1 protein-coding gene (only partly in view) is annotated in these 14,260 nt (G+C 64.3%); it reads left to right on the top strand.

Annotated elements, in window-relative coordinates; genetic code table 11:
- Positions 1-14,260 carry the 3' portion of a non-ribosomal peptide synthase/polyketide synthase gene (locus tag M5C71_RS03150; protein WP_248767168.1) on the top strand. The gene continues 16,736 nt to the left of window position 1, outside the view, so 14,260 of the gene's 30,996 nt are visible here — the last part of the coding sequence; its start codon lies off the left edge, out of view; its stop codon occupies positions 14,258-14,260.

The raw sequence follows: 14,260 nt of genomic DNA, 5'->3' as shown, positions 1-14,260 counted from the left end.
GCGTACCAGCGTGGTCTGGGAGGGATTGGACCAGCCGGTGCAGGTGGTCTGGCGCACCGCGCAACTGAGTCTGGAAGAAGTGGCGGTCGATCCGGCGGCGGGTGACGTGCTGGAACAACTGCACGAGCGTTTCGACCCGCGCCATTACCGTCTGGACATTGGCCAGGCGCCGCTGATGCGCATTGCCTACGCACAGGACCTGGCCAACCAGCGCTGGGTCGGGATGTTGTTGTTCCATCACATGGCCCTGGATCACACCGCGCTGGAAGTGGTGGTGCAGGAAATGCAGGCCAGCCTGCAAGGCCTGGGCGGGCAATTGCCGGCGCCGGTGCCGTACCGCAACCATGTGGCCCAGGCCCGCCTGGGCGTCAGCCAACAGGAACATGAAGGGTTTTTTCGCGAGATGCTCGGCGATATCGACGAGCCGACGCTGCCTTATGGCATCCAGGATGTACAAGGCGACGGCAGTGGTGTCGACGAAATCCGCCAGATGCTTGACAGCGGTTTGAGCCAGCGCCTGCGCAGCAGCGCGCGGCAACTGGGGGGCAGTGCCGCGAGCCTGGTGCACCTGGCCTGGGCCCAGGTGGTGGGCCGGGTCTCGGGTCGTGAGGAAGTGGTCTTCGGCACCGTGCTGATGGGCCGCATGCAAGGCGGCGAGGGCACCGACCGGGCCCTGGGGATGTTTATCAATACCCTGCCGCTGCGCCTGAGCGTCGGCGCCCAGGGTGCATTGGCCGGGGTCAAGGCGACCCACGGGCGGCTGTCGACCCTGCTCGGCCACGAGCATGCCTCGTTGTCCCTGGCCCAGCGTTGCAGTGGCGTGCCGAGTTCGTTGCCGCTGTTCAGCACGCTGCTGAACTACCGTCACAGTGCCAGCGGTGTGGCTTCGTCCGAAGCGCTGTCGGCCTGGCAGGGTATCCAGACCCTGAGCATGGAAGAGCGCACCAACTATCCGTTGTGCCTGAACGTCGATGACCTGGGCGATGACTTCATGCTCACCACCCAGGCCGTCGGGCAGATCGGTGCCGCGCGGGTTGGCGGTTATATGCAGGCGGCCCTGGCCAGTCTGGTGGAAGCACTGGAACACAAGCCGCAGGCGGCATTGAACAGCCTGTCGATCCTTCCGGATGACGAGCGCGAGCAGTTGCTGGTGGGGTTCAACGATACGGCGCTGGATTATCCGCTTGAACAGACCATTCACGGGTTGTTCGAAGCACAGGTCGAGCGTACGCCGCAGGCCCTGGCGGTGGTGCATGGCGGGAAGCGCCTGAGCTATCGCGAGCTTAACGAACAGGCCAACCGTTTGGCCCATGCGTTGCGCAAGCAGGGTGTGCAGCCGGATTCGCGGGTCGGGATCTGCGTTGAACGTGGGGTCGAGATGGTCGTCGGCTTGCTGGCGATCCTCAAGGCGGGTGGCGGTTATGTACCGCTGGACCCGGCTTATCCGGCGGAACGGATTGCCTATATGTTGCAGGACAGTGCCCCGGCGGCGGTGCTGGCCCACTCGGCTACCCATGAGCTGTTGGCGGGTATTTCGGTGCCGGTCATCAATCTCGACCAGGGCACCTGGCAGGACGAATCCGTCCGGAATCCGCAGGTGCCGGGGCTGACTTCGGCGCACCTGGCTTACCTGATCTACACCTCGGGTTCGACCGGCCTGCCTAAAGGCGTGATGATCGAACATCGCAACACCGTGAACTTCCTGACCTGGGCTCACGTCGCTTTTGACGGCTCGGCGCTGAACAAGACCTTGTTCGCCACTTCGCTGAACTTCGACCTGGCGGTCTACGAATGCTTTGCGCCCCTGACTTCGGGCGGTAGCATCGAGGTGGTGAAAAACGTCCTGGAACTGCAACAGGGCGAACACGACATTGGCCTGATCAACACCGTGCCATCGGCCCTCAAGGCCTTGTTGGAAGTCGGTGGCGTGCCGGAATCAGTGCACACGATCAACGTCGCCGGCGAAGCCCTGAAGCGCAGCCTGGTGGAAACCCTGTTCCAACAGACCGGCGTCCAACGCCTGTGCAACCTCTACGGTCCCTCGGAAACCACCACCTACTCAAGCTGGGTAGCGATGAATCGCGAAGACGGCTTCGCCCCGCATATCGGCAAACCGGTGGGCAACACCCGGTTCTACCTGCTGGATGAGCATCAACAACCGGTCCCGCTGGGTGTTCCGGGTGAAATCTACATCGGCGGTGCCGGCGTGGCCCGGGGTTACCTGAACCGCGATGACCTGACTGCCGAACGTTTCCTCCAGGACCCGTTCAGCCTGGCCCCGGCGGCACGGATGTACCGCACCGGCGACCTCGGTCGTTATCTGGCGGACGGCAATATCGAATACCTGGGCCGTAACGACGACCAGGTGAAAATCCGTGGCTTCCGTATTGAACTGGGCGAGATCGACGCCCGTCTGGCCAGACACCCGGCCGTCCATGAAGCCGTGGTCATGGCCCGCGAAGATATCCCGGGCGACAAGCGCCTGGTGGCCTATTACACCCTGGCCGCCGAGCACACTTCGGTGGATATCGACAGCCTGCGCCTGCACCTGCGGGAGCAGTTGCCGGAGTACATGGTCCCGGCGGCCTACGTGCTGCTCGAAGCACTGCCGCTGACCCCGAATGGCAAGCTCGACCGCAAGGCCCTGCCGGCACCGGATCTGCAAGCGGTGATCAGCCGTGGCTACGAAGCACCCGAAGGCGATATCGAAGTCGCCCTGGCGCAACTCTGGCAAGAACTGTTGGGCCTGCCCCAGGTCGGTCGGCATGACCAGTTCTTTGAACTGGGCGGCCACTCGTTGCTGGCGATGCGTCTGATTTCGCAGATCCGCCAGCGACTGGGGGTTGAGGTGGGCCTGGCGCAACTCTTTGCCCATCCCGAACTGACGGCCCTGGCCCAGGTGATCGCCCAGGCCGGGCGCAGCACGCTGCCGGAGATCGTGCCGGTGGCCCGTGACCAGGCCTGGCCGTTGTCCTTCGCCCAGCAGCGCCTGTGGTTCCTCGCGCAGATGGAAGGCGCCAGTGCGGCCTACCATATGCCCGCCGGTCTCAGCCTGCGTGGCAGCCTCGACCGCGTGGCCCTGCAACGGGCGCTGGAACGCATCGTGGCGCGCCATGAAGGCTTGCGCACCACCTTTATCCTGGGCGATGACGAACAGCCACTGCAACGGATCGCCTCGGCGGATGCCGGCTTCAGCCTGCAGTTGCACGATTTGCAGGGGTTGGCGGCGGCCGAGGAGAAACTCCAGGTCCTGGCCAGCGAGGAGGCCGTGCAAGCCTTCGACCTGGAACAGGGGCCGTTGATTCGTGGCCGTCTGATCCGTATGGCCGAGGACCACCATGTCCTGTTGCTGACCATGCACCATATCGTCTCCGATGGCTGGTCGATTGCCGTACTGACCCGTGAACTGGCCGCGTTGTACGAAGCGTTCAGCCAGGGCCGGGACGACCCATTGGCGCCGTTGGCACTGCATTACCTCGACTACGCCGTCTGGCAGCGTCGCTGGCTCAGTGGCGAACTGCTGCAAAAGCAGTGCGGTTACTGGCAGCAAGCCCTGGCAGAGGCGCCGGCACTGTTGATGTTGCCGACCGATCGGGTACGTCCGGCACAGCAGGACTATGCCGGTGCCGCGCTGCCGGTGGCCTTCGACGAAAACCTGACCCGTGGCCTCAAGGCCCTCGGCCAGCGTCACGGCACCACCTTGTACATGACCGTCATGAGCGCCTGGGCGGCGCTGTTGGGCCGTCTGGCCGGGCAGGACGACGTGGTGATCGGTTCGCCGGTGGCCAACCGCATGCGCAGTGAAGTCGAAGGGCTGATCGGCCTGTTCGTCAATACCCTGGCGATCCGCGTCGACCTCAGCGAGCAGCCGACGACCGAGGCCCTGTTGGCACGGGTCAAGACCGCGACCCTGGGCGCCCAGGCGCATCAGGACCTGCCGTTCGAGCAGGTGGTTGAAGTGATCAAGCCGGTGCGCAGCCTGTCTCACAGTCCGGTTTTCCAGGCGATGTTGACCTGGCAGGACATGGGCGGTGGCGACTTCGCCCTGGGCGATCTGCAACTCGAAGGCCTGGGCTCGACCCAGACCCTGGCCAAGTTCGATATCTCGCTGGACCTGGGCGAGGCCCAAGGCCGTCTGCTCGGTTCGCTGGAATACGCCACGGCGCTGTTCGACGAAGGCACCATGGTTCGTTACCTCGGCTACTTCCAGCGCCTGCTGGAAGCCATGGTTGCCGACGACAGCCAGGTGCTGGAACGCGTGCCGTTGCTCGATGCCAGCGAACGTGAGCATTTGCTGCTGGACCTCAATGCGACTGAAGTACCTTATCCGCAGGACAGTACGATTCATCAGCTGTTCGAAGATCAGGTCCGGGCGCAACCGGAGGCCATCGCGGTGGCGTTCCAGGCGCAGCGCCTGAGCTATGGCGAACTGAACCGCCAGGCCAACCGACTGGCTCATCATCTGATCGGCCTGGGCATCGGCCCGGACGTTCGGGTGGCGATCTGTGTCGAGCGCGGTGTGGAGATGATGGTCGGCTTGTTGGGTGTGCTCAAAGCGGGTGCGGCCTATGTACCGCTGGATCCGGCTTATCCGGCCGAGCGCCTGGCCTATATGATCGAGGACAGTACGCCGTCGGCCTTGCTGACCCAGCATGCATTGCAGAGCCATTTACCCGTACTGGCCGTGCCGCTGGTGCTGCTCGACGACGATCAGCGCCAGGGCTTCAGCGAGCGTGACGACAACCCCGTGGTGCCGGCCCTTGGCTCGCGCAACCTGGCTTACGTGATCTACACCTCCGGTTCCACCGGTAATCCGAAAGGGGTGATGATCGAACACCGTGGCCTGGTCAACTACAGCGTCGACGCCGCCCGCCTGTTCGGCCTGACTGCGACAGACACCGTGCTGCAACAGAACACCCTGAACTTCGACCTGTCGGTGGAGGAAATCTTCCCGGCACTGCTGGCCGGGGCCACCCTGGCGCCAAGCCGCGAGATCTTCGGCAGCGAGGGCTCGGAGAATCACGGTATTCGCCCGACCTTCCTGCATATGACCGCCGCTCACTGGCACACCCTGGCCGCCGAATGGCACAGCCAGCCGCAAGTTGCCGCGCAACGTCTGGAAGGCGTGCGCTTGATCAACGTCACCGGCGACGCCCTGTCGGCACAAAAGCTCAAGCTCTGGGATGAAGTCCGCCCGGCACATACCCGCTTGATCAATACCTACGGTCCGACCGAGGCAACGGTGTCCTGCACCGCCGCTTATGTCACCCACGATGCGGTGGCCGGTAGCGAAGGCAGTGGCAACGCGACCATCGGCAAGCCGATGGCCAACACCCGTATCTATCTGCTCGATGCCCATCAGCAACCGGTGCCCTACGGCGTGGCCGGTGAAATCTTTATCGGTGGCGACGGCGTGGCCCGGGGTTACCTGAACCTCGAACAGGTCAACGCCGAGCGATTCCTCTTTGATCCGTTCAGCACCAGCCCTGATGCCCGGATGTACAAAACGGGCGACTTGGCCCGCTATATGGCCGACGGTCGTATCGAGTACCTGGGCCGCAATGACTTCCAGGTCAAGGTCCGTGGCTTCCGGATCGAACTGGGGGAAATCGAGGCACGCCTCGGTGGTTGCAGCGGGGTCAAGGAGGCGGCGGTGATTGCTCGCGAAGACCGTCCGGGAGAAAAGCGTCTGGTGGCCTATGTGGTCGCCCAGCCTGAAGCGAACCTGGATGTTGCCGGTTTGCGTGCGGAACTGGCACCGCAGCTGGCCGAATACATGCTGCCAAGTGCCTTCGTGATCCTCGACGCCTTGCCGTTGACACCGAACCGCAAGCTCGACCGCAAGGCCTTGCCGGCCCCAGCGGACGATGCCTTTGCCAGCCGCGAGCACGTCGCCCCGCAAGGCGCCACCGAGACGGCCCTGGCGCAGATCTGGCAGAGCCTGCTGAATTTGCAACAGGTGGGGCGTCATGACCACTTCTTTGATCTGGGTGGGCACTCGCTGCTGGCCATGCGCTTGATTTCCCAGGTGCGCCAGCGCCTGGGCGTCGAGCTGAGCCTGGCGGATATCTTTGCCCAACCGGAACTGGCGGCATTGGCCCAGGTGCTGGCGCAAGCCGCCGGCAGCAGCCAGCCGCCGATCGTGCCGGTATCCCGTGACCAGGCCTTGCCATTGTCGTTTGCCCAGCAGCGCCTGTGGTTCCTGGCGCAACTGGATGGCGGTAGTTCGGCTTACCACATTCCAGCCGGGCTGCGTTTGCGTGGTGCCCTGGATCGTATCGCCCTCAAACGGGCGCTGGATCGTATCGTTGCTCGTCACGAATCACTGCGTACCACCTTTGTGCAACTGCAGGGGCATGACGCGGAACAACGTATCGCCCCGGCCGACATCGGCTTCAACCTGCAATTGCACGTACTGGCTGGCCAGGCAGAGGCGGAAGAAGAGCTGCTGTCCATCGCCGCCGAAGAGGCTCGCGAGAGCTTCGACCTGCTGCGTGGACCGCTGGTGCGCGGGCGTCTGGTGCGCATGGCCGATGACGACCATGTGTTGCTGGTAACCTTGCACCACATCATCTCCGACGGCTGGTCCGCCGGCGTACTGACCCGCGAACTGGGCGTGCTCTACGAGGCCTTCCGCCAGGGGGCGGAGGATCCGTTGCCGGCCTTGCCGGTGCAGTACGCCGACTATGCGGTTTGGCAGCGCAACTGGCTGAGCGGTGAAGTGCTGCAACAGCAAGGACAATACTGGCAACAGGCCCTGACCGGTGCCCCGGTCCTGCTGGCACTGCCAAGCGACCGGCCGCGTCCGGCGCAGCAGGACTACAGCGGGCATCTGTTGGGCCTGGCCCTCGATGCCGACTTGACCCGTGGTCTCAAGGCGTTGAGCCAGCGGCAGGGCACCACCTTGTTTATGACGGTCATGGCGGCCTGGGCTGCGGTGTTGAGCCGCCTGTCCGGCCAGGATGATGTGGTGATCGGTACGCCGGCGGCCAACCGTCTGCGCGCCGAGGTGGAGGACCTGATCGGGTTCTTCGTCAACACCCTGGCGGTACGGGTCGAGGTCTCGGCGGCGCTGAGCGTCGAAACCTTGCTGCAACAGGTCAAGCGCCAGACCCTGGCCGCCCAGGCCAACCAGGACTTGCCGTTCGAGCAGGTGGTGGAAGTGGTTCGTCCGCAGCGCAGTCTGTCCCACAGCCCGATTTTCCAGGCGATGTTGTCCTGGCAGAACACCGAGGACGTCGATCTGGCGCTCGGCGATATGACCCTGCAAGGCGTCGGGGTGACCAGTCGCACGGCCAAGTTTGACGTGCTGCTGGATATGACCGAGGTGGGCGACCGTCTGTTCGGCACTTTGGAATACGCCACGGCGTTGTTCGACGAGTCGACCATGCAGCGTTGCCTGGGTTACCTGGAAGCCATGTTGCGTGGGATGGCGGCCGATGAACGGGCGCTGGTTGCAGAGATTCCGTTGCTGGACGAGGAACAGCGTCAGCATTTGTTGGAAGGCTTTAATGACACGGCAGTCGACTATCCGCAGGATCTGACCTTGCATGGCCTCTTTGAGGCTCGTGTTGCAACCAGTGGTGACGCGATAGCGGTCGTGGACGAGAAGGGCAGCCTGACCTATGACGCACTCAACCGTCAGGCCAACCGTATCGCCCATCGTCTGATCGGCCTGGGCATCGGCCCGGATGATCGGGTGGCGATCTGTGTCGATCGTAGCCTGGAAATGGTCGCGGGGTTGATGGGGATTCTCAAGGCCGGCGCTGCGTATGTGCCGCTGGACCCGGATTACCCGATTGATCGTCTGGCCTACATGTTGGAGAACTGTGCTCCGGCGGTTGTTCTCACCCAAGAGGCTTTGCGTGCGCTGCTTCCAGCCAGCAACGTACCGGTGCTGTTGCTCGATCCTGAGCATGCCGAGCGTGAAGGTTTCCTCGCACAACCAGATAGCAACCCGTTGCGCGCTGAAGTCCGTCCCGAGCATCTGGCTTACGTGATCTACACCTCGGGTTCGACCGGCCAGCCGAAAGGTGTGATGAACGAACACCGTGGCGTGGTCAACCGCTTGCTGTGGATGCAGGACGAATACGGCCTGAATGCTTCGGACAGCGTGTTGCAGAAGACGCCATTCAGCTTCGACGTGTCGGTCTGGGAATTCTTCTGGCCACTGTTCAACGGCGCACGGCTGGTGATGGCGCGTCCGGGTGGTCATCGTGACCCGGGCTATCTGCGCGAAGTGATTCGCGAGCAGAAGATCACCACCTTGCACTTTGTGCCGTCGATGCTGGATCTGTTCCTCGCTCATGGCGAGGCCGGGGGTAGCGGTTTGCTGCGAGTCATGTGCAGCGGTGAAGCGCTTCCGGGGCATCTGGTGCGGCGCTTCAAGCAGCAGTTGCCGGAAGTCGGCCTGTTCAACCTTTATGGTCCGACTGAAGCTGCGGTAGACGTGACGGCTTGGGATTGTGCCGGTCCTTTGGACGAAACCCCGGACAACACGCCAATTGGCAAGCCGGTAGCTAACACGCGGATTTATCTGCTGGATGCCAGCCGTCAGCCAGTGCCACTGGGTGTCGCGGGTGAGTTGTATATCGGTGGTGTACAGGTGGCTCGCGGCTACCTGAACCGCCCCGAACTGAGCGCCGAGCGTTTCCTCGACGACCCGTTCAATGTCGGTCGTATGTACCGCACGGGCGACCTGGGTCGCTATCTGCCGGACGGCACGGTGGAATACCTGGGCCGTAACGACGACCAGGTGAAGATCCGTGGTTTCCGGATCGAACTGGGCGAAATCGAAGCGCGCCTGGCTGCTTATCCTGGGGTCAAGGAAAGCGTAGTCCTGGCTCGGGAGGACAACCCGGGCGAAAAACGCCTCGTGGCCTACGTCACGGCGCAGCAGCCTGAAACCGTGTTGGAGATCGAAAGCCTGCGTGGCCATCTGCAAGGCGCACTGCCGGAATACATGGTCCCGGCGGCCTATGTGCAGCTTGATGCTCTACCACTGACGCCCAACGGCAAATTGGACCGCAAGGCCCTGCCGGCACCGGATGGCACGGCACTGATCAGCCGCGAATATGAAGCGCCGCAAGGCGAAGTGGAAAGCGTACTGGCGCAACTCTGGGCGGAATTGCTCAAGGTCGGGCGCGTAGGGCGGCACGACAACTTCTTCGAACTCGGCGGTCACTCGCTATTGGCCGTGACGCTGATCGAACGCATGCGCCAGGTCGGCCTGAGCGCCGATGTACGGGTGTTGTTCGGCCAGCCGAGCTTGTCGGCACTGGCGGCAGCGGTGGGCGGCAGCACGGAAATCGTAGTGCCGGCCAACCTGATCGTTGAAGGCTGCACGCATATCACTCCGGATCTGCTGCCATTGGTCAATCTGACCCAGGTGCAGATCGACCGGGTAGTGGCGAGCGTACCGGGTGGCGCGGTGAATATTCAGGACATCTACCCGCTGGCACCGTTGCAGGAGGGGATTCTCTATCACCACCTGGCGGCGGAGCAGGGCGATCCCTATGTGCAGCAGGCGCTGTTCTACCTGGAAGACCGCGCGCGGCTGTTGGCGTTTATCGACGCCTTCGAGGGTGTGATCGGTCGCCACGATATCCTGCGCACCGCCGTGTTGTGGGAAGGCCTGGACGAGCCGTTGCAAGTGGTGCTGCGTCGGGCACCGATGGTGCTGGAAGAAATGACCTTTGCGCCTGAGGCCGGTGATATCGCCAGCCAACTGCGTGGGCATTTCGATCCGTTGCACTACCGGCTCGATGTGCGTCAGGCGCCATTACTGCGCCTGGCCTGCGCCTACGACGCCGCTCAGCAGCGTTGGGTCGCCTTGCTGCTGTTCCACCACATGGCCCTCGACCACACCGCGCTGGACGTGGTTCGCCACGAGATGCAGGCCTATCTGCTGGGGCAGCAGGCGCAACTGGGGGCGGCGGTGCCGTATCGCAACTACGTGGCCCAGGCCCGTCTGGGTGTCAGCCAGGCGGCTCACGAAGCCTTCTTCCGCGACATGCTCGGCGATGTCGACGAGTCGACCCTGCCGTTCGGCCTGGCCGATGTGCAGGGTGACGGCAGCGCCATCGAGCAGGCCCACCTGATGGTCGACGAAACCTTGAGCCTGCGCTTGCGTCAATGTGCACGCCAGCTCGGCGTCAGCGCCGCCAGCTTGCATCACCAGGCCTGGGCCCAGGTGGTCGGCGGCCTCAGCGGTCGCGAGGACGTGGTGTTCGGCACCGTGCTGATGGGCCGGATGCAAGGCGGCGAGGGCGCGGATCGGGCGTTGGGGATGTTTATCAACACCTTGCCTTTGCGCATCGAGGTCGGAGCGCAGGGTGCCCGGGCCGGTGTCCGGGCGACCCATGCCCGCCTGAGCGCCTTGCTCGGTCACGAGCACGCTTCCCTGGCCCTTGCCCAGCGTTGCAGCGGCGTCGCCGCTCCGGCACCGCTGTTCAGTGCCTTGCTCAACTACCGGCACAGTGGCGGGCAGCTCGACAACCAAGCCCAGGCGGCGTGGAACGGGATCGAGAGCCTGGGTGGCGATGAGTGGACCAACTACCCGCTGTCCCTGAGTATCGATGACCTCGGCGAAGCCTTTGTGCTGACCGCGCAAGTGGTGGCCGAAATCGGTGCCCAGCGCATCTGCGGCTACATGCATGCGGCGCTGGACAACCTGGTGGAAGCGCTGGAACGCACGCCGGAAATGCCGTTGCATGATCTGTCGATCCTGCCGCTGGCGGAACGTCGGCAGTTGCTGCTCGACTTCAACCGGACCGAACGTGCCTATCCCCACGGCCAGTTGATCCATCAGCTGTTCGAGGCCCATGCGGCGGCACGGCCACAGGCAATCGCGGCTCGTCAGGGTGAGTTGACTGTGAGCTACGGTGAACTTGATACCCGCGCCAATGCCTTGGCCCACAGCCTGCGCGAGCAGGGCGTGGTGCCGGGTACCCGGGTGGCGATCCTGCTGGATCGTTCGATTGACTTGCTGGCGAGCCTGTTGGCGACCCTCAAGTGCGGCGCCGCCTACCTGGCGCTGGATCGCCTGGCTCCCGAGGAGCGCGTGCGCTTCATGCTCGAGGACAGCGAAGCCATTGTGCTGCTGACCCGCAGCGACCTGTCGGCTCCCGAAGGCACGCCACGCTTGAACCTGGACACCCTGGAGCCCGCCACTCTGGCGGTCAATCAGGCGCCACCGGCACTTGAGGGCAACACGGCGGGAGACACCCCGGCCTGCATCATCTACACCTCCGGTTCCACCGGTCAGCCCAAGGGTGTGATCGTCAGTCACAACGGCCTGGCGCGTCTGGTCCAGGACAATGGCTACTACGATTTCTCTCCCGAGGATCGCGTGGCCTTCTCCTCCAACCCGGCGTTCGACGCCAGCAGCCCGGAAATCTGGGGTGCCTTGCTCAATGGCGGGCGGTCGGTGATTGTCGAGCATCAGGTGCTGCTTGAACCGACGGCCTTTGCCCAGTTGCTGCAGCGCAGCGAAGTGACGGTGTTGATCACTTCCACGGCCTTGTTCAACCTGTATGCCGGGTTGATCCCCGAAGCCCTGGCGGGACTGCGCATGGTCATGTGCGGTGGCGAGCGGGCTGATCCGGCGTCGTTCCAGCGGGTGCGCGAGCACTCGTCCACGGTCCGCCTGTTCAACGGTTACGGTCCGACCGAAGCCACCACCTGCGCCAGCCGTTACGAGGTGTTCGACATACTGCCGGGCACCCTCGGCCTGCCGATCGGCCAGCCCAACGCCAACGTGCGCATCTATGTGCTCAATGCCCGGCGCGAGCCGGTGCCGGTGGGTGTGGTCGGCGAGATGTATATCGGCGGTGCCGGGGTCGCGCTGGGTTACCTGAATCGCCCGGAAATGACCGCCGAACGCTTCAGCGACGACCTGTTCGCCGAGCATCTCGGTGGCCGGCTCTACCGCACCGGTGACCTGGCGCGCTGGCTGCCGGACGGCAACCTCGAGTACCTGGCGCGCAACGATGGTCAGGTGAAGATCCGTGGTTTCCGCGTGGAGCTGGGGGAAATCGAGACCTGCCTGCATCACTGTGCCGGTGTGCGCAACGCCGTGGTGGTGGCGCGCGAGGACAGCCCGGGCGACAAGTACCTGGTGGCTTATTACACCGTGCAAGCCGACGGCGAAGTCCCGGAGTCCGAAGCTCTGCGTGCGCAACTGGCCGCCGACTTGCCGGAATATATGGTCCCGGGTGTCTGCATGCGCCTGGATGCCTTGCCCCTGACGCTCAACGGCAAGGTTGATGTGCGGGCACTGCCGGCACCGGAGGCGGAGCAGTTCGCCACCCACGCCTTCGAGGCGCCGCACGGCGATCTGGAACATCGTCTGGCGCAGGTCTGGGCCGAGGTGCTCGACCTGGAGCGGATCGGGCGGCATGACAGTTTCTTCGCCCTGGGCGGTCATTCGCTGCTGGCGGTGCGCCTGGTCAGCCAACTGACGCTGGCCGGGTTGCCGGTGTCGCTGGCCGAGCTGTTCCAGCGCGCCAGTGTCGCGGCGCTGGCCGGGTTGCTGGAAAGTCGCACAGGTGAAGTGCGTTCGAATGAGCAACTGGTGCCGGTACGCACCACCGGTAGCCAACGGCCGTTGTTCCTGGTTCACGAGTTCACCGGCCTGGACCTGTACTTCCCGACCCTGGGTCAGCATATCGACAGCGATATCCCGGTCTACGGCCTGCCTGGCGTGGCCCTCGGGCAGACGCAGTTGCAGACCATGGAATGCCTGGCGACCCGTCTGTTGCACCTGATGCGCACGGTCCAGCCGCAAGGGCCTTATCGCCTGGCCGGCTGGTCGTTCGGCGGGGTGTTGGCCTATGAGATCGCCATCCAGTTGGTTGGCCTCGACGAGGAAGTGGAGTTCGTCGGCTTGATCGACACTTATCTGCCGCGCCTGGTGGATCAGGGCCGGGCCCGCTGGAATTCGGATAATGCGCACCAACAGCATCTGCTGGAACACTGCGAGCGGTTCTGGACGGGGCGCGCGGAGTCTGCGGATGTCCTGGCGCGGTTGGAGGCGTTGCGTGCGCAACTGCAGTCCTTCGATTTCGACGGCCTGCTGCAACGCTGCCGCGAACAGGGCGTGCTGCCGCCGGAGCTCGATGTCTACGGGACCCAGGATCTTTGGCAGTACCTGGATCGCGAAGTCGCCCACGGTCATGCCCAAGCTCACTACACGGTGTACGCCAACAGCGTGCCGGTGCATCTGTTTACCGCCAGCGAGCGGGCCCATGACGCACCGGCCCATAGCGGCTACCTGGGTTGGGATGATGTGCTGCCGCTGAGCCAGTTGCACAGCATCAAGGTGCCGGGTGATCACCAGAGCCTGATGCAGGCGCCGCATATCGAAGGTCTGGCGCAGGCGATCAACACGGCGCTGGCCGGTCTGGCCGGTCGTCCGTCGCCGACCCGCGGTGTTCACCAACCGTTGCTGACGATACAGGGCGGGAGCCGCGATCACACGCCGGTGTTCTGCGTGCCGGGGGCCGGCGACAGTGTCACGGGCTTTATCGGCCTGACCGATGCGTTTGGTCCGCACTGGCCGATCCATGGCCTGCAACCGCGCGGGCTGGATGGTCGCACGGTGCCCTACAGCCTGGTGGAGACGGCCGCCGAGGCTTATCTGCTGGCCATCGACAGCGTGCATCCGACCGGGCCGGTGCATCTGCTCGGTCACTCCTTCGGTGGCTGGGTGGTCTTTGAAATGGCCCAGCGCCTGACGGCGCGGGGTCGCGAGGTGGCTTCGCTGACCTTGATCGACAGCGAGTCGCCGGGGGGCAACGGTGTGGTGGGTAAACCTTATACGGCGATGGGCGTTCTGGAGCGCCTGATCGAGACCATGCAACTGGCCGCGGGCAAGTCGATGGAGGTCGATCAGGCCGCCTTCGCGGCGCAGGACGATGCCGGCCAGATGCGCTTGCTACATGCCGGGATGGTGCGGGCCGGGTTGTTGCCGCAGCGTTCGGCGCCGGACTCGATGCGTGGGCCGGCACGGGCTTTCGGCACGGCCTTGCGTACCCGTTATCAACCGTCGTCGATCTACACCGGGCCGGTTCGCCTGGTGCTGGCCGACGACCCGGTGCTGGACGCGGCGGGCAACCAGCGCGAGCAGCAGTCGATGGTCGCCGGCTGGCGCCGTTGTGCACCGGATCTCACCGTCTGGCGTGGGCCGGGCAACCATTTCACCATCCTCAAGGCGCCGCATGTGCAACATCTGGCGAGCTGGTGGCGAACCCATCAATAA

The sequence above is a fragment of the Pseudomonas sp. MWU12-2345 genome, assembly GCF_023242385.1.
Classification (GTDB): Bacteria; Pseudomonadota; Gammaproteobacteria; order Pseudomonadales; family Pseudomonadaceae; genus Aquipseudomonas; species Aquipseudomonas gingeri_D.
This window is presented reverse-complemented; position numbering and strand designations above follow the sequence as displayed.